Below are 24,347 nucleotides of genomic sequence, written 5' to 3'. Positions count from 1 at the left end.
GGCTAACGGGTTTTTCTGCCGCTGATCAGATTGAATACCAGTGAAATGGCGGCAATAACAAGTAAAATATGTATTAAGTTACCTGCTACATCAAATGCAAAGCCAAGGCCCCACAGGACAAGTATCACTACAAAAATGGTCCAAAGCATATCGACACTTCCTTTCGGTATTACAGGATGCTTGCTACTTCATGTCTATTCTTAACCAGATTAGCCATGATTAAATCATATGGATGGTTAGCTATTGAAATTAAGGCAAATGAAATACAGGCAAAGAAAAATCGCCTTCCAGTTAACTGGAAGGCGATTCGACCATTTGATTAGATAAATGTGCGGCTAATGATAACCAATAAAATGAAGAGTACAAGTATGACACCTGTCGTAGTGCCCAAACCATAACCGCCACAACTTCCACCAACTCCGGCTACTACACCCATATTGACCCCTCCTTTCGCCTTACCTTTAGTATGATATGTATGCCAATGTCTTTGTGACTGGACGGTTCATAAAATGGGTGTTTCTCCCCGATTCTAAATGAACAGACAGAGCCTTCGTGCGCCGTCTGTTTTTTGTTTGATAAGGCAATGCAGACGAATCTATTTACATGGAACAATTGCCAGATTGTATTGCAGGTTGTCCAGTATCAAAAAAGCCGGCTCGCGGAAGCAGTCCGGCTTCAGTTATAAAGTTATAATTTTTAGCTCACAAAGCCGATTTTGATCGATTATGGAGCGAAAATGGGCAACTCTCAACTATATTCGTTCGACCCTAATATAAATTCAATCCGCATAGCATATGAATTTTAATAACTATCTAGATTTATCTATGCTTATTTTATCAACATTCGCCCATGTCCTGCATACAAATGTAATGAATGATTGAATGGAGGAGGTAGAACAGATGTCAATAGATAAAGATTTGCAAACCAGAGAGATCTATACCAAAGCTGTCTGCGGAAAAGGACGCAAATTTTCGCAAGTCACCAATACGGTCACTCCGCCTCATGCTCCGACAAGTATACTGGGTGCATGGATTATCAACAACCAGTATGAGGCGGTGAAATCTGGTGAAAACGTCGAGGTGGTGGGTACTTACGATATCAATATTTGGTACTCCTACAATAAAAATACCAAGACGGATGTTGCCAAAGAAACGATTTCGTACGTGGAGGTTGTAGGGCTCTCTTTCCTGGATAAGCGCCACAAGCCGATAACCGCTGAAGTATCGGCTGTCGCTACTCAGGAACCCAATTGCGTGGAAGCCAGTATCTCTTCTCGAGGAGATAGTGTGATTGTCCGGGTGGAACGTGAATTCAAGGTGGAAATGATCGCTGAAACAAAAGTTTGCGTAGTGGTGTCCGCGAACGGCTGCAATGATTTTGACGACAAGCATGTGGAATTTGATGATACAGGCAGCGATGATTATGAAGATTTGGATCCGGATCTGCTGGATGACGATTTGAACTGATGCTCCTGCTTTTATTATATGACACTTAGGTTCATTTCGGCAGAGGGCGTCAGCCCTCTTTTTGTTATAATTTCAGAATTTAATTTAATTTAATTTCAGAAATTTTGTGCTTGGGGGAATTAACATGCGTGTATGGCTCTTGCACTCGAACGAACCGACGCTACCGCTACTCTTAGATCGGCTGCAGGTGCCTAACGGTACACGTTTGCCGGTTCAGCTTGAATCGACCTGTATTATCCATTGGGGCTGCTTTCAGCCTCAAAGACAGGAGCAGCTGACTCTGCAACCGGTAAAAAGCCAGCTTCGTGCTGCGAAGCCTGAGAAGGCCTCGGCCTTGCTGAAGCTTCATGGTATTCAGAGCAATTGGAAGTCCGAGGGACAGCGTTTTTCTTATGAGTACAGGATTCCCGTATTTCATTTGCAGGCTCTAAGTGTTTTCCAAAAGCAATCCGCGGTTTTTTATGGAACGCAGCGGCCCCCATCACTGCCAAAATCAGAGGAGGGGGGCTTTGAGGAATTGTCTATAGAAACTCTTTCTTACCATGCGGTTCGCTCCAAGCGTGAGGCTGTGAAGGCGCTCTATGCGCTTGGTCTCGACTATGGTGTCGTTCATATCGGGGTGCGTCCCGGAGGGGAGCTTGTCGTGCTGGAGATCCAGGCTGCCCCTCAATTGACGGAGCGCCTTGCGGAGCTGTTCGCGGATGCCATCCACCGGTTTGCAGAAGAATTAGAAGCTTCCTACATAGGCAAAGAGGTAGCTTTATTGGGTGCCGACCCGGAATTTTTACTGCGCGACATGAGAGGCAAGGTTACCTTTGCTTCCAAATTTTTGACTAAAGACGGACCGGTTGGCTGTGATGCTATCGTACTGCCGAGCTTCCGCAAAATTTATCCGCTGGCGGAGCTGCGTCCCGAACCGAGCGTCGATGTCGATCAATTGGCTAACCAGCTGTATCGTACGATGCAAATGGCATCAAGAAGAATAACGGACGATACGCTCGAATGGGTGGCAGGCGGGATGCCGGTGCAAGGCTTTCCTTTAGGGGGGCATCTCCATTTTAGCGGCGTCTGGTTGAACGTTGAGCTGCTGCGTACATTGGATAACTATCTGGCTTTGCCACTCACCTTGATTGAAGCCCCTACAACAGGCAGAAGAAAACCCAAATACGGCTTTCTGGGCGATTACCGCAAGCAGCGTCACGGTGGCTTCGAATACCGGGTACTCCCAAGCTGGCTCATTTCCCCGAAGGTTACGAAGGGTGTGTTCGCGCTAGCCAAGCTGATAGCCGATCATTATCGCCTGCTGCCGTCGCGCCCTCTTCAGGATGTATCGGTTCAGGAAGCCTATTATACAGGTGATAAGCTGGCGATTCGTCCTTTACTGCCTGCTTTGTGGAACGATCTGGTGCGTCTTCCTACTTACCGCAAGTATGAACGCTGGCTTGTACCACTTAAAGCTATGCTGCTGAAAATGGACGCATGGGATGAACAGCAGGATATTCGCAGGAAATGGCAAATCGGTCCTTATCACAGAAAAGAAGAATCGTCCGTGCATTCATGATATAATGGGAAAGGTATAAGGAAAAATAGAGACTACATTATGAATGCACACGTGCATGGAGGTTGCAGCATGGCGACATACACGCCGATGATCGAGCAATATCTGGCCATCAAGGCGGAGGTATTGGATGCTTTTTTGTTTTTTCGTTTAGGTGATTTCTATGAAATGTTTTTTGAGGATGCGATTCTGGCTTCCAGAGAGTTGGAAATAACGCTGACCGGCAGGGAAGGGGGAGCCGAGGAACGCATACCGATGTGCGGAATCCCTCATCATGCGGCAGATAACTATATCGCCCGATTAATCGAAAAGGGCTACAAGGTTGCGATCTGTGAACAGGTTGAGGATCCGTCACAAGCCAAAGGGGTAGTTCGCCGCGAGGTCGTCCGCATTGTAACACCGGGTACGGTGATGGATGCAAGGTCTCTGAGCGAGACCAACAATTACATCGTGTCGGTCCGAGAAACGGATGAGGGAAGCTTTGGTTTTGCGGCTTGCGACATATCCACGGGGGAACTGTTCGTTACCCGGTTAGAGGGCACATTGGCCCTGGTTCTGGACGAAATGAATGTGTATCATCCCTCGGAGCTGCTGGCGACTCCTGCCCTGCTGGAGCAGTTGGGAGAGCAAGGCAATGCGTGGGCAGGTTCGACGGTATTAACGCCGCGTGAGCCTCTGCAAGGGCAAGAACATCTGGCGCTGAGCGCCTTTTTTGCCGAATCTGAGCTAGCCCCCTTACCGCATGGCGGGGAAGCTGTTGTTCGACAGCTGATGGCGTATCTCATAGAAACCCAGAAGCGTTCGCTCGGACATATCAAGCATATTCGTGTCTATGAACAGAATCAATATATGATCATGGACCCTTTTACCCGTCGTAACCTCGAATTGATCGAGACGGTACGTGATCGTGCGAAGAAGGGCACACTTTTGTGGCTGCTCGACAAGACAGTGACGGCAATGGGCGGCAGACTGCTGCGCCGTTGGATAGAGAAGCCACTGACGAGCGCCGCGGCCATACATGAGCGTCTGGAAGCTGTAGACCGATTGTATAACCAACTGATCGTTCGTGATGGACTTAAGCAATCGTTAAAGGAAGTGTATGATCTGGAGCGGCTCGTTGCCCGTATTGCTTACGGAAACGCCAATGCAAGAGACTTATGCTCCTTAAAGGTGACCTTGCAGCAGGTACCGCTCTTGAAGCAGGAGTGCGAATCGTCAGGCTCCACGACACTTGCCAAGCTGGCTGCACAGATGGATCCTTGCGCGGATGTGATGAACTGGATTGAAGAAGCGATTAGCGATGAACCCCCGATATCGATTCGCGACGGCGGTATGATTAAGCCGGGTTACCATGCTTATTTGGATCAGCTGCGTGAAGCTAGCACGAATGGCAAGCAGTGGATAGCTGCGCTGGAGAAGCAGGAACGCGAACGAACTGGCGTTAAATCTTTGAAAATTGGTTATAACAAAGTGTTTGGCTATTATATCGAGGTCAGTAAATCGAATTTGTCTACGCTGGAAGCGAGCCGTTATGAACGGAAGCAGACACTTGCCAATGCGGAACGATTCATTACCCCGGAATTGAAGGAAAAGGAAGGCTTGATTCTCGAAGCGCAGGAAAAGATGGTTGATCTGGAATACGAGCTGTTCATGCAGCTGCGGGACAAGCTATCCGTACATATATCCAGATTGCAGAAGCTTGCCGAGCAGATTGCGGCTGTTGATGTGTTTCAATCAATGGCAGCGGTAAGTGCGGCTAATCGTTACTCAAGACCGGAAATTGGCGAGTTCTATGAGCTGCATATCGAAGAAGGTCGGCACCCTGTAGTGGAAGCTGTGATGCAGGATGGTTTTTTTGTCGCGAACGACACGGTGTTGAACACGAATGATGGCAGCATGCTGTTGATCACCGGACCGAATATGGCGGGGAAAAGCACGTATATGCGCCAAGTGGCCATTATTTGCCTGATGGCGCAAATAGGCTGCTTCGTGCCAGCCAAAGCCGCAACTGTACCTATCATTGACCGGATATTCACGAGGATTGGCGCAGCCGATGATCTAATTGGCGGTCAGAGCACGTTTATGGTGGAGATGATGGACATTCAGGTGATGACCGATAAAGCGACCTCCAAAAGCCTCGTTATTATTGATGAGCTGGGGCGTGGAACCTCGACCGGTGAAGGGATGGCTATTGCTCAGGCGGTGATTGAGCACTTGCATGATCAAATCGGCTGCAAAACGCTCGTGTCCACCCATTTTCACGAATTGGCTCATCTGGAAGAATCGCTGCAGTCGCTGCGCAACTACTGTATGGCTGTCAAGGAAAGCGGTCGGCAGGTAACCTTCCTGCGTAAGCTGGTTCCTGGTGCGGCGAGTACGAGCTACGGTATTTATTGTGCGCAAATTGCCGGTCTGCCGGGCGGTATCATCGATCGCTCTTACGAGCTGCTTCATGCCTTTGAGCAGAGGGCAGAGCTTCTGGCGGATCAAACTGCTCCTGTTGCTTCTGCTTCTACTGCTGCTACACCAGTACAGGCTATACCTTCAGTTAAGCAGACGTATTCAATATCTGCAGCTGCTGCTCCAATACTGTCAGAACACATTAATGAAACCGCTGCGGCTGTACAGCTAAGCTTGTTCCAGGAGGAAACATCAGCCTCGAATCGTTCGAAGAAAAAGGTGGATGCCCGAACTGAGCAGCTTATCGAGCAGCTAAAGACGGCGGATTTAATGAATATGACACCTATGATGGCGATGAACTTTTTATTTGATTTGAAAAAGCAATTATAGTATGTTTACAGGTTTGAAATTCATAGATTTATAACCTTTGTTTTGATGAGAGGATGGCCTTATTACATGAAAAATAACAGCAATCGCGCCTTTTGGCGGCACACGACTTCCATCGCAATCGCGCTATCCCTTCTTCTTCCTACTGCTTCAGCTGCGTGGGGAGCTGGACAAGCAGATGTGGAGGCTGCCCGGACTAAAGAAGTTATGGAGCTATTGGAGAAATATCACGTTAGCGCTCCTATCAAAAAGAATCTGGCAGACAAGCCTATTAAAGAGATGATAAGCTCTCTTAATGATCCGTATACGGTTTATTTTACACCAGAAGAATTAAAAAGCTTTGAGAATGCCGTGCAAAACAACTATGTGGGCATTGGTATCCGTGTAACTGAGCTTCCAGAAGGTGTGTTTGTTACGGAAGTATTTGAAGGGCCTGCTTCCAAAGCGGGGATGAAGTCGGGAGACCGTATTGCTGCGGTTAATGGTGAATCGGTAACAGGAATTAATGTTGATGATATTATTAAGAAAATTACAGGTCCCGAGAATTCCAAGGTATCCGTTACCGTTGAACGGGGAGAGCAAAGCATACCGTTGTCGCTGACGCGTCAAACGATCCAGCTGCCTTCTGTAACACACAAAAGATTTGATCCCAGTGTGGGCTACTTAAGTGTAACCGGATTTTCCGGTGATGCGGATGAAGAGACAGCGGCACAGCTGGCCGAGTTAAAAGCACAGGGAATTAACAGCCTGATCCTTGACCTGCGCGACAATCCCGGCGGCTTGCTGGATACGGCGTTAAACATGGTCAAGCTGTTCGTTAAGGAAGGCATTATGATTCACACAAAGGATAAAAACAATGTGGATGAGCCCGTAAAATTCAGTAATGGCACAACACAACCTTTTCCATTGTATATTTTGGTCAATGAATACAGCGCAAGTGCCTCAGAGGTACTGACAGGAGCTCTTCAGGACTATAATGTGGCAACCAAGGTGATCGGGATGAAAACCTATGGCAAGGGCAGCGTGCAGACGATCTTTCCGATGGCAAGCGGCGGGGCAATGAAAATTACGATCGAAGAATATTTAACACCCAAGCTGCGCAAGGTCAACAAGATTGGCATAAGCCCTGACATCGAGGTCGAAGGCGAGGTTCCACAGCTGATTACAGCACTGCATGAAGCCGGTATCTCCCAAATCAAAGTTGCCTTGAACAAAAAAGGGGTTACGGTTAACGATACATCTGTGGTGGATAGCTTTAATGTCATTCGTGAGAATGGCAGCGTCTATGTACCTTCCAGAGTGCTTAGTTCATTGCTCGGCGGAACCATCTCGTGGAATGATACTTTAAAATCTATCGATGTATCCGCATTTGGCGTTACCAAGTCTTATCCTTCAACAACCGGTGAATTGTTGCTTAAAAATGGCTTCGGTTATGTGAGTGTCAATCAATTTGCAGAAAGCTTTCCGCAATTAAGCTGGTCGGATGATGGTGAGCAGCTCACCCTGACCGCCACGAAGTAAGAGTTAGGAGAATACGCTATGGGAATAATCAGAGTACTTGATGAACATATTGCCAATCAGATCGCAGCTGGTGAGGTCGTGGAGCGCCCTTCCTCAGTCGTCAAGGAGCTTGTGGAAAATGCAGTCGATGCCGGGAGCAGCCGGATCGATGTTGCGATCGAGGAAGGCGGTCTTGCGCTGATTCGTGTAAGCGACAATGGCTCAGGAATGCAGTCCGACGATTGTGAAGCAGCCTTCTTTCGCCATGCGACGAGCAAAATTGTCAGCAGTCAGGACTTGTTTTCCATTCGGACACTTGGATTTCGGGGCGAAGCACTGCCGAGTATCGCAGCTGTTTCCAAGGTTACCTGCCTAACTTCAACGAATTCAAGCGGGCTGGGTCATCAGCTTGTTATTGAAGGTGGAACCGTTAAGGTTTCCGAGGAAACGGCAGCTCCGCGTGGTACGGATATTCAGGTGCGTGAGCTATTTTATAATACACCTGCACGCTTGAAATATATGAAAACCGTACAAACCGAGCTGGGGCATGTATCCGATTTTATATATCGTCTTGCATTAGCCCATCCCGAAATAGCTTTCACGTTGAAGCACAACGGCAGTGTGATGATCCAGACACTCGGAAATGAGGATATGCGCGGCGTTATTGCTGCCATTTATGGAACTACTGTGGCCAAAACCATGCTTCCAATTGAGGGTGAGCAGCTGGACTATTCGATTCGCGGTTTTATCGGTAAGCCGGAGACAACACGGGCTAATCGCAATGGAATTTCTACTTTTATCAATGGACGTTACGTCCGTAATTTCACTTTAATTCAAGCGCTGCTGCAGGGCTACCATACGTTTTTGCCGATTAACCGGTTTCCTGTTGCTGCGATTCATATTGAAATGGACCCGACGCTGGTGGATGTCAATGTCCATCCGGCGAAGCTGGAGGTGCGATTCAGCAAGGAGCAGGAGCTTATTCAATTTGTTGAAGAGCAGGTGCGCCATGTGCTTAATCAACAGGTTCTAATTCCAACAGGGGCTCCTTCCAAGTCCAAACCGATTAATCATATTCAGGAGCAGCTGGAGCTGTACCGTTCTGCTCCTCCTGCATCATCAGCCAACGGTAATATCGATAAGGCATATGATCGCAAGCAGGACGTTGAAGCCTTGAATCGCTGGTCGCAGGCAGATCCCCGATCCGAAAGGGAATTGGATGTGAAGCGTACGGTCAATACGTTCAATTCTACTGCCCGTGACACCGAACAGAGGGACAAGCAGCTGCGTAATGAGCCTGTCCAGTCCTTCAAGGAGCAGGCAGCAGCTAATGAGGTGCTTCTGCGTACCATGGCTACTGACGAGCAGACGGCTGCCCCTGTGCTCCCATCGTTTCCAAAGCTATCCCCCATCGGGCAAATGCATGGGACATATATCATTGCCCAGAATGAGGAAGGCTTGTTCCTGATTGATCAGCATGCTGCTCATGAGCGTATTAACTATGAGTATTATTTTGAAAAATTCGGAAATCCAGCGGAAGCGAGCCAGGAGCTGCTCGTACCGATCACCTTGGAATTCACCTCATCGGATGCTGTGCGAATCCAAGACAAGCTGCCTCTGCTGGAGCAGGCTGGCGTGTATGTCGAGCCATTTGGCGGCAACTCTTTCCTGGTAAGAGCCTATCCCCATTGGTTTCCGGATGGCGATGAGAAAGCACTGATCGATGAGATGACGGAATGGCTGTTAGCTGAGCGCAAAAGTGTAGATGTGAGTCGATTGCGGGAAAAAGCGGCGATAATGTGCTCATGCAAAGCTTCCATCAAAGCGAATCAAAGCATGCGGGTGAACGAAATGGAAATTTTATTGGATCGGTTGGCAGCATGCCGCAATCCTTATACATGTCCGCATGGTCGTCCCATTGTCATCAGCTTTTCTACCTATGAACTTGAAAAATTATTTAAAAGGGTGATGTAAGTGCTCATAACGACCTCTTACGACCCTCAAGCTGAACACCTGGAAGCTGCAGCCCAGCTTGCCAGGTCGATTAAGCAGCTCCAAGGAATAGTAAGTCCGATACGACTCGTCCCAAGAAAGCGGCATTCATTGGTCCGACTGCGGACGTTGTATGACGATTCGGATATCCTGCTTGTTTCAAAGGAGCGGATAGAGTATTATCATGAAGATCAGCCTGCTTTATTTTTCCATCCCAGCACGGCAGCGATTCGAGTTAAAAGGCTTGTGAATGGCGAGCATGATCCGCTTATGGAGCTTTCATCCATACAGCCCGGTGATCGTGTGTTAGACTGCACCGCAGGTCTTGGCTCTGATGCGCTTGTTTATTCTTATGCAGTGCAGGGTAATGGAGAAGTGGTAGCTCTGGAAAGCGAGCCGATTCCTTATTTGATTCTTCAGCAAGGTCTGATGACTTACGATTCCGAGATTCCTGGTATGAACGAGGCTATGCGCCGTATACAGGTTATCCAGATGGATCATAGTGAATATTTGCAGCGACAGCCTGATAATGCCTTTGACGTCGTTTATGTGGATCCGATGTTTCGACAACCAATCCATGAGTCCAGCTCCATCAGTGCGATTCGTACATTGGCAAATTCCAGACCTGTAAGCGAACAGACCATTAAGGAAGCGCTGCGTGTAGCACGTAGGGCCGTGATTATGAAGGAGCACAGAAGCAGTGATGAATTTAACCGTCTGGGCTTTGAGGAAGTAAGACGTTCCACCACGAAAATAGCTTACGGAGTGATACGATTGTGACAAAGGCACCACCCAAACCCAAGCTGCTTGTGTTGGTAGGACCGACGGCAGTAGGGAAAACAGGATTAAGCCTTAAATTGGCCGCAGAATTTAGTGCGGAAATTATTTCCGGAGATTCGATGCAGGTTTACCGGGGAATGGACATTGGCACTGCAAAGGCTACCGCCTGGGAGCGGCAGCAGGTTCCTCACCATATGATAGACATCCATGAACCGGACCACCCGTTTTCTGTAGCAGAGTTTCAGGATACCGCACGTAAATTGATCCTTGACATTGCCAGTCGCGGCAAGCTGCCGTTCATTGTAGGCGGAACCGGACTTTACGTGGAGTCGGTTTGCTATGATTTTCAGTTTAGTGAATCCGGTTCTGATGAAGCATACCGTGAAGAGCAGCAGGCTTATGCGGACACTTTTGGTCCCGAAGCGTTGTGGGAGAAGCTGCGGGAAATCGATCCTGCAAGTGCAGAACGGCTGCATCCCAATGATCAACGGCGTATCATTCGTGCAATGGAAATGTTCCATTTAACGGGTGAACGGTTGTCTGAGCGGTTAAAGGAACAGAAAAAGCAGTCTCCATACGAACTATGTATCGTCGGGTTGACAATGGATAGAGCTTTGCTATATAAACGTATAGAAGAGCGAATTGATTTAATGCTGCAGGAAGGTCTTGTGGATGAGGTTAAGCACCTGATGGATCAAGGCTATGGCAAGCAGTACATATCGATGCAGGGTTTGGGCTACAAGGAAATCATCGATTTTTGGGAAGGCAGAAGTTCCTGGGAAGAGACTGTGTATTTGTTGAAGCGGGATACCCGCAGATTTGCCAAAAGACAGCTTTCCTGGTTTCGTCATATGAAGGACATTAATTGGGTGGACATGACTGAATTGACAAATTCTACTACGCAATTTAATGAAGTTCATGCTATAATAGCAGATAAGTTAAAATTCGAACGTTAAACTCACAAGGGGGCCCATGATGAATAAATCGATCAATATTCAGGATACATTTTTGAACCAGCTGCGCAAGGAAAATATTCCCGTTACGGTATACCTGACCAATGGGTTTCAGATCCGTGGGGTCATTCGGGCGTTCGATAATTTTACGATTATCATTGATAGTGAAGGCCGTCAGCAAATGGTATACAAGCATGCTATTTCTACCTTCACACCACAGCGTTCGGTTTCTTTAATGCAGCAGCCGGATAGCAGCTCTGACAATTAATCAGCTTTGTTCCTGCAACTTGGCAACTTTTTGAGTCGAGCATTCGTATAATGAATAGGAACCATGAGAGCAACCCGTTCCGCTAGGGTTGTTCTTTTATTGTAAAGAGAGAATTAGGGGAGGCAGAGGATGGCAACTGACAAAAAAACAACGACAGCAAAACCACCTGCAAAAAAAACACCAGCTAAAAAGAAAAAAAAGAAGTTCAGCTTTGGTAAAGCCTTAATGTTTGCTTTTGTAACGGCTGTTCTTGGAATTATATGCGCCTTGGGCGTCTACATTTTTATTATTATCAACGGTAACAAGATATTGGATGCAAATATTGATAAGCTCGATATGGACGAAGCCTCGCATTTGTTTGATGTGAATGGAACCGAGGTGGCTGTTCTTCATGGCGAGCATGACAATCGGGAAATTGTTAAGCCTGAAGAGATTCCTTTAAAGCTTCAACAAGCTTTTATAGCAACAGAGGATCGCAGATTCGAGCAGCATACCGGTATAGATTTTATGGGTATAGGACGTGCTCTTGTGAAGGATGTCGTGGCTCGAAGCGCAGTTGAAGGCGGAAGTACGATTACGCAGCAGGTAGCCAAAAACATGTTTTTAAATAATAATAAAACCTTTTTCCGTAAAGCTACTGAAATGTCCATAGCAGTTGCTCTGGAAGACCGTAAAACAAAGGATGAAATTTTGGCCTTGTATGTAAACCGGATCTTTTTTGGAAACCGGGTGTTTGGGGTTAAAGCGGCAGCAAAGAAGTATTTTAATGTAAGTGATTTGAAGGATTTGAAAATTTGGCAGATGGCTACGCTGGCAGCAATTCCTAAGGCACCAAGCGTATACAATCCGATTGCTAATCCGGATAAGTCGAAGGAGCGGCGTGCTGTTGTCCTGAAGCTTATGCAGGATCAGGGATATATTACAGAAGCTGAGCGTGCTGAAGCAGCGGCAGTCGATTATGAAGCCCCTCCGGCTACAGGAAACAAGGACTATCTGACCTTTATCGACTACGTGATCAATGAAGCCGAGAAAGTGTATGGTATCCCTGAGGCCGAATTGCTGAGTAATGGCTATAAAATCTATACGACGATGGATTCCAATGCACAGAAAATTATGGAGCAGACGTTTGCCAATGATAAATTTTTTCAAAAGAACGGTCCTGAGCAAAAAATGCAGGGAGCTATGGCTATCATCAATCACAAGGATGGCGGGTTAGTTGGCATTATTGGTGGACGGGATTATGTGCAAACCGGATTGGATCGTGCGGTAGTTCCGCAGCAGCCGGGCTCCTCGATCAAGCCGTTATTGATCTATGCACCTGCATTAGAAAGTGGCAAGTACAATCCTTACAGCATGCTGGAGGATAAGGAAGCTAACTACAATGGCTATGCGCCTCGAAATTATGATGGTGTCTATCGAGGACAAGTTGATATGTTTGAAGCGGTGCGTAAATCGATTAACGCGCCTGCTGTATGGTTGTTCAATGAGATCGGTGTGAAAACCGGGATGGATTTTGCCACCAAGCTGGGAATTCCCTTTGAACCACAAAAGGATCGAAATCTCGCAATTGCCCTTGGCGGTATGACCAAAGGAGCGTCACCGTTACAAATGGCTGCAGCTTATGGCGCAATCGCCAATAATGGATATTTGAACACGACTCATTCCATTATCAAAATTGTTGACGATCAAGGCGCCTTGGTCAAAGAGTTCAAGCAGGAGCGTGTAACTCCGGCGATGAGCGCCAAAACTGCTTATTACATGACATTGCTCATGCAAAGCGTAGTTGAGCCAGGCGGTACAGGGACAGCGGCCAAATTCGAGCGTCCGGTATCAGGCAAAACCGGCTCCACGCAAACGGTTATAAAAGGGCTGGAGAAATATAACCGCGATCTCTGGTTTACCGGATTTACACCGGAGTGGAGCGCAGCGGTATGGATCGGCTTTGACAAGTCCGATGCAAAGCATTATGTTACAATGAGCAGCGGCAGTGCAGCGGTTATATTCAAGGAAGTGATGCAGAAGGCTCTTGCTAATCGCCCAATGACGAAGTTTGTTAAACCGGACGGAGTTCCGGATTTGGTTAAACCAGAGCTGCCACCTCCAATTAAGGATGTGGGTGAACTCCAAGCGGAGTATGTCAAGAGCAATGGGGGTCCATCTGTCGTACTAAAATGGTCGTCACTTGGGGATAACGTGACCTATCGTTTATTGCGTAAAACAGATAAGGATAAGGAATTTTCTTCTGAACCGATGCTGACAACAACTCAAACGGAAGTCAAAGATATTACAATAATATCGGGTGAAACCTATCAGTATGCAGTTGTAGCGTACGATCCGAAGACCGAAAAGACAGGAACGCAATCACCATCCGTGACTGTGGTTATCCCTGCCGATAGTGCATTGCCACCAGGACAAGTACCAGGTCAGGGTACCGGAACGACGCCGGGTACAGGTACAGGAACGACACCAGGTACAGGTACGGGAACGACGCCAGGTACGGGAGCCGGAACGAAGCCGGGTACAGGTACGGGAACAACGCCAGGAGCGGGAACCGGAACAACGCCAGGAACCGGAACCGGAACAACGCCAGGAGCCGGAACGGGAACAACGCCAGGAGCCGGAACGGGAACAACGCCAGGAGCCGGAACGGGAACAACGCCAGGAGCGGGAACGGGAACAACGCCAGGAGCCGGAACGGGAACGACACCAGGAGCAGGAACCGGAACAACGCCAGGAGCCGGAACGGGAACGACACCAGGAGCGGGAACGGGAACAACGCCAGGAGCCGGAACGGGAACGACACCAGGAGCGGGAACGGGAACGACGCCAGGGGCGGGAACGGGAACGACACCAGGTGGTGGAACGGGAACGACGCCAGGAGCCGGAAACGGAACGACGCCAGGAGCCGGAACGGGAACGACACCAGGGGCGGGAACCGGAACAACACCAGGAGCCGGAACGGGAACAACGCCAGGAGCGGGCACGGGAACGACGCCAGGAGCCGGAACGGGAACAACTCCTGGTGCTGGAACTGTTGTGCGTTAATGAATGAATGGTGAAGTAGCGTAACGCACAAGGTAACAAAGTCTCCGATGGGTTCATCATCATCAGGAGACTTTGTTAATTTTTACCGTGTCGTAGTATAATACTTTAGGGGCTTACCCAATAAGAGATAATGATCTGGAGGAATTTAGAGATGAAAGCAATATCTACAACCAAGATGACCAAATGGGCAGCTATCGCAGTGGTTTGCGCGCTTATGCTGTCGGCCTGCGGCACCAAGCCTGTGGACAATGCAGGAAAGACAACTACACAGGGCGGTCAGCCAGCAGCCAATACACAGCAGCCAGCCGATACTGCCAAGCCAGCGGCCAAGAAGAGCTGGACGGCTCCACCGGCCATGACGATTGATGTCAAGAAAACATATCAGGCAACGATTGCGACCTCCAAGGGCAGCTTCAAAATCGATCTATATGCCAAAGATGCACCGATTACGGTCAACAATTTTGTGTTTCTAGCCAAAGAAGGCTTTTATAATGATATTGTGTTCCACCGCATTATCGAATCGTTTATGATTCAAACTGGCGATCCGCTTGGAGTTGGCAGTGGTGGACCTGGGTACAGCTTTCAGGACGAACTGAAATCTCCATATAAATATGAGCCGGGAATAGTCGCTATGGCTAACGCTGGACCTAACACCAACGGCAGTCAGTTCTTTATTTGCACAGGCGAAGACAGCAAGAACTTGAACAAATCACCTAACTATACGATTTTTGGTAAAGTGACTGAAGGCATGGACGTTGTCAAAAAAATCGCAGCAACTCCAGTTGCAAGTGGCGCTTCAGGAGAGAAGAGCTCTCCAACTGAAAAAGTTGTCATCCAATCCATTGCCATTACTGAAAAGTAATAAAGGACCTATTTTGTAAGTAAAAGAGGTGCAGCCTTGGAAAAAAGACATTGCCTTATGCTCCACGGCTTTACCGGTGGACCGTATGAACTGACTCCTTTGGCAGCGTATTTAACCGAGCAGGGTACTGTTTGCCATGTGCCGACTTTACCAGGGCATGACCCCGAGCTGAGAACGTTGGGGCAAACAAACTGGCATGATTGGCTGGAGGCTGCCGCTTTGGAGGCTTCCAGTTTAACTGCGCAGTATGGCGAGATTGATCTGATTGGTTTTTCGATGGGGGGACTGATCTCGGCATACATAGCGAATCGTTATCCAATTCGCAGGCTTGTTTTGTTGAATGCGGCTGTTTTTTATTTTAGCCCGTATCGATTTATGAGGGAACTGATACGTAGAATTCAAATGGACGACTGGTCGAATTGGGGGAAGGTAAGAAGGACCCCGTTGAAGGCTACGAGGCAATTTGTCATGCTGAATAAACAGATGCGGCCCGAGCTGCCCATGATCAAGGTGCCGACACTTATCGCACAAGGTGAGCAGGATGGCATTATTCATCCGAAGAGTGCCCATTATTTATTTAATCAGCTTCAGGGGGAAAAGGAAATCGAGTTTTTTCCCGAAGCTCGTCATATGATTTGTCTGGAGCCCGGAGCGGAGGCAGTATTTCATTCTGTCGAACGCTTCTTGACTAAATGATGAAGCAAGGGCTATCGTGGAAACGGACACGAAGATTGTTGTGGTTGTGTGTTGTCGTAGGCTTGTTGTGGGTGTCCATACTACAGTACCGAATGGCGAATGTTCCAGACAATACTTCAGCAGCTGGAGAAGTTGGCATTATATTAGGCTCTTCCTTGAAAGACAACGTGGCCACTCCTTCGCTTCAGGAACGTCTGGATGGAGGGATTAAGCTTTTTAAAGACGGGAAGATCAAGCATATTATTGTATCTGGTGGATTGGATCGTACGGAGTTCCAGTTAACCGAAGCTGAGGGAATGAGAAATTATTTGCTGGAACACGGTGTTGCGGACAACGTGATCATGATGGAACAGGAAGCAACCAGCACTTATGAAAATTTATTGTTCAGCCAGCGGTTCATGCTGCAGCAAAAATGGAACTCAGCGGTAATTATTACACACCGTTATCATATGCTCAGGGCAATGGAGATGGCAAAATTTTTAAATTACAGGCAGGTAGAGGCTTACCCCGTAGACTCCAAAGCAGTGAAAAATAGCTGGAATCTGATTCGTGAAACGCTGGCTCATGTTAAATGGAAGCTGGATAAACTTCGTATGGCATTAGATAGCTAACTTGTGGATACATAGCTTATACAATCGGATTGACTTCAAACCATACAAGCCTTTTTTCCCTTGCTGTAACCCACGCGAGAGAAAGAAGGCTATTGCCATTCATTTGGTTTTCTCAGGGTTGTACACGATAATGGAACTGGAACAAGGAAGTAAATCCTGCTTTTTGATACAAACGGTGCGCCGCCACATTATCATTAACGACTTGCAGGTAAATTCGCTGCGCGCCGTTGCTCAGACTCCATGAAGCCAGCTCGTTCAGCAGAAATTTGCCAATTCCTTGCCCTCTGAGCTCCGAGTTGACAACGATATTGGTAAGTCCAGCCCATTCCCCCTCGACAATAGCCGTGCCGACTGCTACATTTTGTCCATTCCATTGAAGGGAACAGAAGCATTTGGTTTGGGTAATGCGTGTAAACAGAGAATCGTAAAAAGACAGCTTGCTCCTATCAAAACCTTCCATATCGATGAAATCTGTCAACCATTGTTCATTATGAATGGACAGTATTTCCACACTCAGCTTATCGGATTCGGATAAAGTATGAGTTATGACCTTCTCTGTATCTGCAATTAACACGGAACAAGGGATTTCCTTGAGAAAGCCTGCCTGGTCCAATAAGGTGTCGAGTCCCTTTGGAGAAGCATCGCTGATATGATACCGTACTGGAAGTCCGTGTGTGTCGTAAAATTGCCGTGCTTCCTGCAGCCAATCTCCCTTGGGAAGGGAGTCGCCAGCGCTTGTCCAGATGCTGTTGGCTCTCTTGGTAATGCCATCTGTCGCACGCATAATCCAGTTCCCTTGTTTGGTATTCGTAGCAGCGGGCCAAGTGTTAAAAGCATATTGTTCAATTTGCCGGAAAAGCTGAAGCTGAGAATGATCGGTGGAGGAGCCTGTAGTGTTCATTGCGCACTATCCTTCCTATGTATGAATTAATAATTGTATAAATATACTATTTAATGAATAAAAATTCAATATTAAATTATGAAAACTGTATAAACTTAAGTTTTATTCGAATTTTTTGTAAGAAATAATGGCTAATACATAAAAAATCTCTATCATCTTCTGTCTGATCATTGTACGATACTGAGTACAGGTTTGTCAGATGGATCCAAAAGGTGGAGTGCCCTATGCTTGCACAAGCTTTGCTTATAAAAGATGGGTCAGTGCTGATGCTTCACGAATATGTCCAGCGTGGTGATTTGGTATGGAACTTTCCTGGTGGCGGGATTGAGCTGGGAGAGTCACCTGAGCAGGCATGTATTCGTGAAGTGAAGGAAGAAACCGGCTATGATGTGAAAATTACGCATCTATTGCATCGCACTGAATCTAAATATACGTATCTTGCGGATATTGTTGGTGGTCAGCTGGCTGTGGATATGCAGCATCCGGATAATCAAACGATTGTTTCTCTGGAATGGGTGCCGCTATCGGACGAGAACAGATGGGATCAGGTAACACGGCCGATCTGGGAGGCTTATAATAAGCTTGCAGATGCTTTAAAGACCTTATATGTAATTAGGCATGCCCAGGCTGAAGGGCAAGCGGCAGAAGCCATTCTGACGCCTCTGGGCATGAAGCAGTCGGAACTGCTGGACCGGTTGTTGTCGCATCTTCAAATTGATGAGTTCAAAGCAAGTCCTATGAAGCGAGCACAGCAAACTCTGGAGCTCACTGCTCTGCGAACAGGTCAAAAGATTCATGTGGATCATCGTTTGTCCGAACGTATATTGAGCAGCAAATCAATGATGGATTGGCGTACACAATTGGAGGAGACCTTCCATGACAAGCTTCTGTGCTTTCCTGGTGGAGAGTCCAGCTATTCAGCATCTCAGCGCATGATAGCCGTTGTGAACGAACTGCTTGCGTCTGATGGACATATATTTGCTATAGCTACTCATGGCAATGCGATGGCTCTCCTGCTAGGCCATTATGATGAGCAGTTTGGTTTTGGAGCCTGGAGTCGGTTGACCAATCCGGATGTATACCGTCTGACCTTCTCTGGAAGCAGTCTACTCTCCATGGAACGAATCTGGGATGCTGACAAGCATTTTTAGCAGTTGTTGAAGGGCTGGTTTTGAAATTTTGACGTTTCACTATACAATAGAGGAAGAAAATGAGCACATTCATCTGGGCTTCTGCGTATACTGCTAACACCAAGTAAAGAGGTGATATGCATGAGTGGACGTGTCCTGCCAACAGATCAGATCCAAATTACACAAAATGCTCATCAAATCAATGTGATTCTACGCAACTCGGAGCCCCTAACTGCACCTAATTCCGAGCCTCAATTTCACGGTAAGCCATTGTCCCAGCAAGGTCATTTTGGGGAAATCATGAAAGAGCTTGACCGGATGGTCGGTTTGGAATCCATCAAGGAGCTTGTATTTGAAATTTATGCGCTGCTGCGAGTTGCCAGCTATCGGGCTGATGCCGGATTAACGGCAAATTCGCAGGTGTACCATATGGTTTTTAAAGGAAATCCAGGTACGGGGAAAACGACTGTAGCTCGTATTATAGCGAAACTGCTGCAAACGATGGGTGTGTTGAGTAAAGGCCATCTTATCGAGGTGGAACGCGCTGACATGGTAGGTGAGTACATAGGGCATACGGCACTGAAAACGCGGGAAATGGTAAAAAAGGCTCTTGGTGGCGTGCTTTTTATTGATGAAGCCTATAGTCTGGCGCGCGGCGGTGAAAAGGATTTTGGCAAGGAAGCCATTGATACATTGGTCAAAGCAATGGAGGATCACAAAAATCATTTTATTCTGATTTTGGCAGGGTATTCTGAAGAAATGGATCAGTTTTTGCAGACCAATCCCGGTCTCCCTTCCCGGTTTCCCATCCATCTGGAGTTTCCTGACTACACGGTCGAACAGCTCATGCAAATTACCGAAATGATGATCAAGGAACGGGAATACGTATTGAACGCACAAGCTGAGAGCAAAATACGTCAGCAAATCATCAGCGAAAAACAACAGAGTGATTCCGAGGCTTCTTTCAGCAATGCACGTTTTGTACGAAATTTGATTGAAAAAGCGATGAGAAACCATGCCGTACGTTTGTTGAACAGCCATGTCCAGCAGCCTAGTAAACAGGACTTAATGACACTTCGAGCCGAAGATGTCAAGCTGGAACGAAAACAATCAAAGGAGACCCATAAATATTTATGAAAACAACCACACATAGTATTGATCACGAATTGGAACGGGCAGTTCTTATGAGCCTTGTTACCCCGCAGCAAAAAAGAGAGCAGTCGTATTCTGCCGAATATTCCTTGGATGAGCTTGTCAGCTTGGCTGAAACCGCAGGTGTAGAGGTGTTGACGACATTATCGCAGAACAAGGAAAAGATAGATTCCAAATGGTTTGTAGGCAAAGGCAAAGCCGCCGAGCTCAAGGAGCTTATTGAGGAGCATGGAGCCAATACAGCTATATTTGATCAGGAATTGTCCGGAGCCCAGGTGCGGAATCTGGAAGAATTTTTGGATGTGAAAATTATCGATCGAACTCAATTGATTTTGGATATATTTGCTCAAAGAGCCAAAACGCGTGAAGGCATCATACAGGTCGAGCTCGCCCAGCTTAGCTACTTGCTGCCAAGGTTATCCGGTCAAGGCAAGAACCTGTCACGTTTGGGCGGCGGCATCGGAACAAGAGGACCAGGGGAAAGCAAGCTGGAAACTGATCGTAGACACATTCGTGATCGGATTGATGAGCTCAAGCAGCAGTTGTCTGAATTCGTCAAGCATCGTAATCTGCACAGGGAACGCCGCAAAAAAACAGGTGTGTTCCAGGTTGCTATTGTCGGTTATACGAATGCCGGGAAGTCAACGCTGCTGCGGCAAATGACGGATGCTGATGTCTATGTCGAGAACCAGCTGTTCGCTACGCTTGACCCGACCTCAAGGATGCTGAAGCTGCCTGGTGGCAAGGAAATTGTACTGACGGATACGGTAGGATTTATTCAAAATTTACCGCATGATTTGGTTGCCGCCTTCCGTGCTACCTTGGAAGAGGTTTGTGAAGCTGACCTTATTTTACATGTCGTGGATAGCTCGGCTGATATGCTGGAAACCCAGATGCATGTTGTTAAACAGGTACTTACTGAGCTCAACGCTCATGGGAAGGATCAGATTACATTATTTAATAAAATCGATCAGTGTACACCCGAACAAATCCAAATGCTTTCTACAGAGGGTGACTTCTTGCGGATGTCCGCTTATAATGAAAGCGATCTGGCACAGGTATGCGAACTTATTGAAGCTCGTTTAATGGGAGACAGCAAGAAGTTTCGGATTCCAGTGGAGAAAGGCGATATGATTTCATTAATGTACAGGATTGGCGAAGTCCTGGAGAATGAAGTGGAAGGCAATGATATGGTATTTCAGGTGCGTATAGACAAACAGGAATACGAAAAAATCAGTCATTTGTTAACCTCTTATGCAACAGATCAGATACCGGATGAGGGAGAGAATGAGTTGTATGTTTAATGAACGCATAACGGCATGGATGGAGCTTGCCGAACAGCGGATTGAAGGTAAGTTTAAAGAAGTGGAACGGATCATTGATCAGAATCAGTGGAAGGTGATCCGTGCCTTTCAAAAGCATAAGGTCAGTGACTATCACTTTGCTGGTTCTACAGGCTATGGCTATAATGATCGAGGCCGCGAGGTGCTGGATCTGGTGTATGCAGATGTGTTTGGAGCGGAGGCTGCCCTGGTGCGGCCTCATTTTGTGTCCGGGACCCACACGATCAGTACGGCTTTATTCGGTGTGCTGCGTCCAGGTGACGAGCTGCTGATGATCACAGGACGTCCCTACGATACGCTGCACAAGGTAATTGGACATCCTCAGGATGGCAAAGGCTCCTTACAGGATTGGGGAATCATCTATAACGAGGTTGCTCTGCTCGAAGACGGCAGCCCGGATTATGAAACGATTGGCAGCAGCATTACACCACGTACCAAGGTGATCGGTATTCAGCGCTCGCGCGGCTATTCCTGGCGTTCTTCGTTCAACGTCTCACAAATTGAAGAGATGACCCGTTTTGTAAAAGAACTCAAATCTGATGTTATTGTTTTTGTCGATAATTGTTATGGAGAGTTTACGGAGCTTCAGGAGCCGACAGAGGTTGGCGTAGATCTGATGGCAGGTTCTTTAATTAAAAATCCTGGGGGCGGCTTGGCTGCAACGGGAGGATATATCGTAGGTAAACACAAGTACGTGGAACTGGCTTCCTTTCGCTTGACCGCGCCTGGTATAGGCGGAGAAGTTGGAGCGATGCTGGATACAACCCGCGGTATATATCAAGGGCTGTTCCTGGCGCCACATTTGGTGGGACAAGCGGTCAAGGGCTCCATATTTGCAGCCGCCGTATTTGAACAGCTTGGCTTTGTCACACATCCGCATTGGAATGACAAGCGTACGGACTTGATTCAAGCGATTCAATTCACCAGTGCCAAGCATTTGATTGCCTTTGTTCAAGGTATTCAGCAAGCTTCGGCGATAGATGCACATGTGGTTCCTGAGCCTTGGGCTATGCCTGGTTATGAGCATCCGGTCATCATGGCTGCAGGTACTTTCATTCAAGGCGGCAGCTTGGAGCTATCCGCAGATGCTCCGATCCGTGAACCGTATATTGCTTATATGCAGGGTGGATTAACTTATTCTCATTGTAAATTAGGTGTATTAACAGCTCTGAGCAGTATGATGGAACAAGGTTTATTAAAATAATGACTTATACTTTGCATGAACCTAACATAACTTGACACGTTTATGTAGGAAGAGTAGAATGGGGGTAGGTTTTAAGTACACAGAGGTGATGAATCGTGGCTGATGATATACGTCGGAATATGGCGTTATTCCCCATTGGTATCGTAATGAAGTTGACAGATTTAACAGCTAGGCAAATCCGGTATTATGAACAGCATGAGTTGATCATACCGGCTCGGACAGGCGGGAACCAGCGTCTCTATTCTTTTAATGATGTAGAGCGGTTGCTGGAAATTAAAGACTTGATTGAGAAAGGCGTGAATATCGCCGGAATTAAACAAGTGCTGCTGCCAATGTCCAAGGATTCAGAGGATGCAACTGTTCTTAATGAGCAATCGGAAGTTAAACGCAGAGAAATGACGGATTCACAGCTTCACCGGATGTTAAAGCAGCAGCTGCTTGGTGGAGGCAAACGCTTGGGACAGGTATCTCTGATCCAAGGCGAGCTATCCAGATTTTTCAAAAAATAAGCGCTTTCCAATGATTCAAATGCGGACTTATCAAAAAGACTGATAAAACTGCGTAACTTAAGGAGGAACATGTAAAGTGACTGAAAAGAATTATAAAAAAGAGGACATTATCAAGATTGCCAAGGAACAAAATGTAAGATTTATTCGCTTGCAATTTACCGACTTGCTTGGAACGATCAAAAATGTGGAAATTCCTATTAGCCAGCTGGAAAAAGCATTGGACAACAAAATGATGTTTGATGGTTCTTCGATTGAAGGTTATGTTCGTATTGAAGAGTCTGATATGTATTTGTATCCTGATCTTAGCACATGGGTCATTTTCCCTTGGGTGGTTGAGGATCGCATTGCACGTCTAATCTGTGATATTTACTTGCCGGATGGCAGACCTTTTCCTGGAGACCCTCGTGGTATCCTGAAGAATGCTTTGAAAGAAGCCGAAGATATGGGCTTTACAGCAATGAATGTTGGACCAGAACCGGAATTTTTCTTATTCAAAACTGATGAAAATGGCAATCCTTCGATGGAATTAAATGATCAAGGCGGATATTTTGACTTGGCCCCTATGGATCTTGGCGAAAACTGCCGTCGTGAGATCGTATTGACTTTGGAGGAAATGGGCTTTGAAATCGAAGCTTCTCACCATGAAGTAGCGCCGGGTCAGCATGAAATTGATTTTAAATATGCGGATGCGATCAAAGCGGCCGATCAAATTCAAACGTTCAAGCTGGTAGTTAAAACGGTAGCAAGACAGCATGGTTTGCATGCTACTTTTATGCCCAAACCATTATTCGGTGTGAACGGATCGGGTATGCACGCTCACCAATCGTTATTTAACGGTTCCACGAACACGTTCTATGATGAAAGTGACAAGCTGGGTCTAAGTGCAACTGCAAGATATTATATGGCTGGCATTTTGCGTCATGCCCGTGCATTCGCAGCGATTACCAACCCAACCGTTAACTCATACAAGCGTCTGGTTCCTGGCTATGAAGCTCCTTGCTATGTTGCTTGGTCTGCCAGCAATCGGAGTCCGATGATTCGTATTCCTGCATCCAGAGGACTGAGCACCCGTGTTGAGGTTCGTAATCCGGATCCAGCTGCTAATCCATATCTGGCGTTAGCTGTTATGCTGAAGGCTGGTCTGGACGGAATCAAGAACAAAATGCAGCTGCCTCCGCCAACGGATCGTAACATTTATGTAATGACCGAGGAAGAGCGTGAGGATCAAGGAATTCCAAGTCTGCCGGTTAACCTTAAGGTTGCATTGGAAGAGATGCTGCGCGATGATGTCATTTGTGATGCGCTCGGTGATCACGCTCTGGCTCACTTCATTGAGCTTAAAGAAATCGAATGGGATATCTATCGCACTCAGGTTCATGCATGGGAACGCGAGCAGTATTTGACGCTTTACTAAAAATGAGTTCACCCTATGAATGATTACTTTTTTCTTTGAATAAACAAAAGAAGCTCTCCCCATGTAGAAGTTTTACTGCGGGAAAGCTTCTTTTTGTATGTGAGGACGCGATTGCAGCTCATAGCAAAAAGCCGACTGTCAAGTAGCCCTGACGTCGACTTCAATAAGTGCCTGAT

Annotated in this window: 21 protein-coding genes; 18 read left to right on the top strand and 3 right to left on the bottom strand. The window is 47.0% G+C overall.

The features are described 5' to 3' along the window. Positions 1-2 precede the first annotated feature (2 nt). Both NST47_RS23470 and NST47_RS23465 read right to left on the bottom strand, forming a co-directional pair. Entirely contained in the window at positions 3-149 is a 147-nt protein-coding gene (locus NST47_RS23470) for a lmo0937 family membrane protein (RefSeq protein WP_144026350.1), read from the bottom strand. A 170-nt stretch (positions 150-319) separates the two neighbouring features. Further along, on the bottom strand, positions 320-436 hold the full coding sequence (locus tag NST47_RS23465; protein ID WP_218638991.1) for a YjcZ family sporulation protein: 117 nt from the start codon (positions 434-436) through the stop codon (positions 320-322). 463 nt (positions 437-899) lie between these two features. Here NST47_RS23465 and NST47_RS23460 point away from each other — a divergent pair, with 463 nt between their 5' ends. The 12 genes from NST47_RS23460 to NST47_RS23405 all read left to right on the top strand — a co-directional run bounded on the left by NST47_RS23460 (position 900) and on the right by NST47_RS23405 (position 16,518). Continuing rightward, positions 900-1,466: an outer spore coat protein CotE gene (locus NST47_RS23460; RefSeq protein ID WP_341157292.1), complete on the top strand. Its 567-nt coding sequence runs from the start codon at positions 900-902 to the stop codon at positions 1,464-1,466. Between the two features lie 124 nt (positions 1,467-1,590). After that, positions 1,591-3,027, top strand: a complete 1,437-nt coding sequence (locus NST47_RS23455; RefSeq protein ID WP_341157291.1) for a putative amidoligase domain-containing protein — start codon at positions 1,591-1,593, stop codon at positions 3,025-3,027. A gap of 69 nt (positions 3,028-3,096) precedes the next feature. Further along, positions 3,097-5,814, top strand: a complete 2,718-nt coding sequence (mutS, locus tag NST47_RS23450) for a DNA mismatch repair protein MutS (RefSeq protein ID WP_341157290.1) — start codon at positions 3,097-3,099, stop codon at positions 5,812-5,814. 66 nt (positions 5,815-5,880) lie between these two features. Beyond that, positions 5,881-7,332, top strand: a complete 1,452-nt coding sequence (locus tag NST47_RS23445) for a S41 family peptidase (RefSeq protein WP_341157289.1) — start codon at positions 5,881-5,883, stop codon at positions 7,330-7,332. Between the two features lie 18 nt (positions 7,333-7,350). Next, positions 7,351-9,285 carry a DNA mismatch repair endonuclease MutL gene (gene mutL, locus NST47_RS23440; protein WP_341157288.1) on the top strand — a complete coding sequence of 645 codons (1,935 nt, stop codon included), beginning with the start codon at positions 7,351-7,353 and terminating at the stop codon, positions 9,283-9,285. Further along, on the top strand, positions 9,286-10,083 hold the full coding sequence (locus tag NST47_RS23435) for a class I SAM-dependent methyltransferase (protein ID WP_341157287.1): 798 nt from the start codon (positions 9,286-9,288) through the stop codon (positions 10,081-10,083). Then, on the top strand, positions 10,077-11,039 hold the full coding sequence (miaA, locus tag NST47_RS23430) for a tRNA (adenosine(37)-N6)-dimethylallyltransferase MiaA (protein WP_341159738.1): 963 nt from the start codon (positions 10,077-10,079) through the stop codon (positions 11,037-11,039). The genes NST47_RS23435 and miaA overlap by 7 nt, the downstream gene beginning before the upstream one ends. 19 nt (positions 11,040-11,058) lie before the next feature. Next, complete coding sequence (gene hfq, locus NST47_RS23425) at positions 11,059-11,304, top strand: RNA chaperone Hfq (RefSeq protein ID WP_076228519.1); 246 nt, start codon at positions 11,059-11,061, stop codon at positions 11,302-11,304. 129 nt (positions 11,305-11,433) lie between these two features. Continuing rightward, a complete protein-coding gene (locus tag NST47_RS23420) occupies positions 11,434-14,349 on the top strand; it encodes a transglycosylase domain-containing protein (protein ID WP_341157286.1) in 2,916 nt (971 codons plus the stop codon). 151 nt (positions 14,350-14,500) lie between these two features. Then, a complete protein-coding gene (locus NST47_RS23415; RefSeq protein WP_341157285.1) occupies positions 14,501-15,211 on the top strand; it encodes a peptidylprolyl isomerase in 711 nt (236 codons plus the stop codon). A gap of 36 nt (positions 15,212-15,247) precedes the next feature. Beyond that, the gene (locus NST47_RS23410; RefSeq protein ID WP_341157284.1) at positions 15,248-15,907 is read left to right on the top strand and encodes an alpha/beta hydrolase; all 660 of its coding nucleotides are present in this window, start codon (positions 15,248-15,250) and stop codon (positions 15,905-15,907) included. Next, positions 15,904-16,518: a YdcF family protein gene (locus NST47_RS23405; protein ID WP_341157283.1), complete on the top strand. Its 615-nt coding sequence runs from the start codon at positions 15,904-15,906 to the stop codon at positions 16,516-16,518. Before NST47_RS23410 ends, NST47_RS23405 begins: the two co-directional genes overlap by 4 nt. Positions 16,519-16,630: 112 nt before the next feature. Here the strand turns inward: NST47_RS23405 and NST47_RS23400 are convergent, their stop codons facing one another. Next, positions 16,631-17,419 carry a GNAT family N-acetyltransferase gene (locus tag NST47_RS23400; RefSeq protein WP_341157282.1) on the bottom strand — a complete coding sequence of 263 codons (789 nt, stop codon included), beginning with the start codon at positions 17,417-17,419 and terminating at the stop codon, positions 16,631-16,633. Positions 17,420-17,643: 224 nt separating this feature from the next. Here NST47_RS23400 and NST47_RS23395 point away from each other — a divergent pair, with 224 nt between their 5' ends. The 6 genes from NST47_RS23395 to glnA all read left to right on the top strand — a co-directional run bounded on the left by NST47_RS23395 (position 17,644) and on the right by glnA (position 24,171). After that, complete coding sequence (locus NST47_RS23395) at positions 17,644-18,570, top strand: histidine phosphatase family protein (protein ID WP_341157281.1); 927 nt, start codon at positions 17,644-17,646, stop codon at positions 18,568-18,570. A gap of 120 nt (positions 18,571-18,690) precedes the next feature. After that, positions 18,691-19,686: an AAA family ATPase gene (locus NST47_RS23390; protein WP_341157280.1), complete on the top strand. Its 996-nt coding sequence runs from the start codon at positions 18,691-18,693 to the stop codon at positions 19,684-19,686. Beyond that, positions 19,683-21,005: a GTPase HflX gene (gene hflX, locus NST47_RS23385; RefSeq protein WP_341157279.1), complete on the top strand. Its 1,323-nt coding sequence runs from the start codon at positions 19,683-19,685 to the stop codon at positions 21,003-21,005. Before NST47_RS23390 ends, hflX begins: the two co-directional genes overlap by 4 nt. 19 nt (positions 21,006-21,024) lie before the next feature. Next, complete coding sequence (locus NST47_RS23380; protein ID WP_445667478.1) at positions 21,025-22,248, top strand: methionine gamma-lyase family protein; 1,224 nt, start codon at positions 21,025-21,027, stop codon at positions 22,246-22,248. 95 nt (positions 22,249-22,343) lie between these two features. Further along, positions 22,344-22,757, top strand: a complete 414-nt coding sequence (locus NST47_RS23375; protein ID WP_076228527.1) for a MerR family transcriptional regulator — start codon at positions 22,344-22,346, stop codon at positions 22,755-22,757. Positions 22,758-22,833: 76 nt separating this feature from the next. Next, positions 22,834-24,171: a type I glutamate--ammonia ligase gene (glnA, locus tag NST47_RS23370; RefSeq protein ID WP_076228528.1), complete on the top strand. Its 1,338-nt coding sequence runs from the start codon at positions 22,834-22,836 to the stop codon at positions 24,169-24,171. The last annotated feature ends 176 nt before the right edge of the window (positions 24,172-24,347 follow it).

This window comes from Paenibacillus sp. FSL H8-0034 (assembly GCF_038000305.1).
Classification (GTDB): Bacteria; Bacillota; Bacilli; order Paenibacillales; family NBRC-103111; genus Paenibacillus_S.
Note: the sequence above shows the minus strand (reverse complement) of the source record. Positions and strands in the feature narration are given on the sequence as shown.

Bases quoted from the DNA above. Each gene is read 5' to 3' on its own strand.
- hflX (WP_341157279.1), top strand. From the start codon at position 19,683: ATGAAAACAACCACACATAGTATTGATCACGAATTGGAACGGGCAGTT.
- NST47_RS23455 (WP_341157291.1), top strand. From the start codon at position 1,591: ATGCGTGTATGGCTCTTGCACTCGAACGAACCGACGCTACCGCTACTC.
- mutS (WP_341157290.1), top strand. From the start codon at position 3,097: ATGGCGACATACACGCCGATGATCGAGCAATATCTGGCCATCAAGGCG.
- NST47_RS23390 (WP_341157280.1), top strand. From the start codon at position 18,691: ATGAGTGGACGTGTCCTGCCAACAGATCAGATCCAAATTACACAAAAT.
- NST47_RS23445 (WP_341157289.1), top strand. From the start codon at position 5,881: ATGAAAAATAACAGCAATCGCGCCTTTTGGCGGCACACGACTTCCATC.
- NST47_RS23380 (WP_445667478.1), top strand. From the start codon at position 21,025: ATGGAGCTTGCCGAACAGCGGATTGAAGGTAAGTTTAAAGAAGTGGAA.
- NST47_RS23420 (WP_341157286.1), top strand. From the start codon at position 11,434: ATGGCAACTGACAAAAAAACAACGACAGCAAAACCACCTGCAAAAAAA.
- NST47_RS23395 (WP_341157281.1), top strand. From the start codon at position 17,644: ATGCTTGCACAAGCTTTGCTTATAAAAGATGGGTCAGTGCTGATGCTT.
- NST47_RS23415 (WP_341157285.1), top strand. From the start codon at position 14,501: ATGAAAGCAATATCTACAACCAAGATGACCAAATGGGCAGCTATCGCA.
- NST47_RS23400 (WP_341157282.1), bottom strand. From the start codon at position 17,419: ATGAACACTACAGGCTCCTCCACCGATCATTCTCAGCTTCAGCTTTTC.
- NST47_RS23460 (WP_341157292.1), top strand. From the start codon at position 900: ATGTCAATAGATAAAGATTTGCAAACCAGAGAGATCTATACCAAAGCT.
- NST47_RS23465 (WP_218638991.1), bottom strand. From the start codon at position 436: ATGGGTGTAGTAGCCGGAGTTGGTGGAAGTTGTGGCGGTTATGGTTTG.
- hfq (WP_076228519.1), top strand. From the start codon at position 11,059: ATGAATAAATCGATCAATATTCAGGATACATTTTTGAACCAGCTGCGC.
- mutL (WP_341157288.1), top strand. From the start codon at position 7,351: ATGGGAATAATCAGAGTACTTGATGAACATATTGCCAATCAGATCGCA.
- NST47_RS23470 (WP_144026350.1), bottom strand. From the start codon at position 149: ATGCTTTGGACCATTTTTGTAGTGATACTTGTCCTGTGGGGCCTTGGC.
- NST47_RS23405 (WP_341157283.1), top strand. From the start codon at position 15,904: ATGATGAAGCAAGGGCTATCGTGGAAACGGACACGAAGATTGTTGTGG.